Origin of the sequence: Mesorhizobium sp. M0633, from assembly GCF_040320645.1 — a bacterium.
Taxonomy (GTDB): Bacteria; Pseudomonadota; Alphaproteobacteria; order Rhizobiales; family Rhizobiaceae; genus Mesorhizobium.
On record NZ_JAMYQC010000133.1, the window covers coordinates 1 to 652 of the forward strand.

Here is a 652-nt window from a genome sequence, read left to right on the forward strand (position 1 = left end):
CCGCGCTTTCCACTCTATGCAGTGCCGCGCACCGACCACCGTTTCATGGTTGGTGCGACGATGATTGAAAGCCAGTCCGCCGGACCGGTTACGGCGCGCTCCATGTTGGAGCTGCTGGGTACCGCCTATGCCCTCCATCCGGCCTTTGGCGAGGCCGAGATCGTTGAAACCGGTGTTGGCGTCCGTCCAGCCTTTCCCGACAATTTGCCGCGCGCCGAAACGAACGGTGAGATCATCGCGATCAACGGGCTCTATCGTCACGGTTTTCTCCTGGCTCCCGCCATGGCGCGCCAGGCTGCCGACCTGGTTTTCAATCAAGACGGAACCAAGGAGCTTGCTCATGAAACTGATGGTCAACGGCAAAGTGCATGAGGTTGCCGCCACCACGCTGGCCGAGCTGCTTGCCGCGCTTGACTATGAGGGCGATTGGCTCGCGACCGCCGTCAACAACGACCTCGTGCACAAAGCCAGCCGGGCGGAATTCCAATTGAACGACGGCGACCGGATCGAAATCCTCTCGCCCATGCAGGGAGGCTAGCCATGTTCGATCTTCTCGGGACGACGCTTCCCTCCCGCCTGCTTCTCGGCACGGCTCAATATCCTTCGCCGGCTATCCTTTCCGATGCGGTCAAGGCGTCGGGCACGTCGGTGC

2 protein-coding genes and 1 pseudogene are annotated in these 652 nt (G+C 61.5%); all 3 read left to right on the forward strand.

Annotated elements, in window-relative coordinates; translation table 11 throughout:
* The coding region (locus NKI47_RS35020) for an FAD-dependent oxidoreductase (RefSeq protein ID WP_352596423.1) at window positions 1-372 on the forward strand (372 nt) is incomplete at its 5' end.
* A complete protein-coding gene (gene thiS / locus NKI47_RS35025) occupies window positions 341-538 on the forward strand; it encodes a sulfur carrier protein ThiS (protein ID WP_023679205.1) in 198 nt (65 codons plus the stop codon). The genes NKI47_RS35020 and thiS, both read left to right, overlap by 32 nt.
* Before the next feature lie 2 nt (window positions 539-540).
* Window positions 541-652, forward strand: a pseudogene (locus tag NKI47_RS35030) (thiazole synthase); the annotation flags it as partial.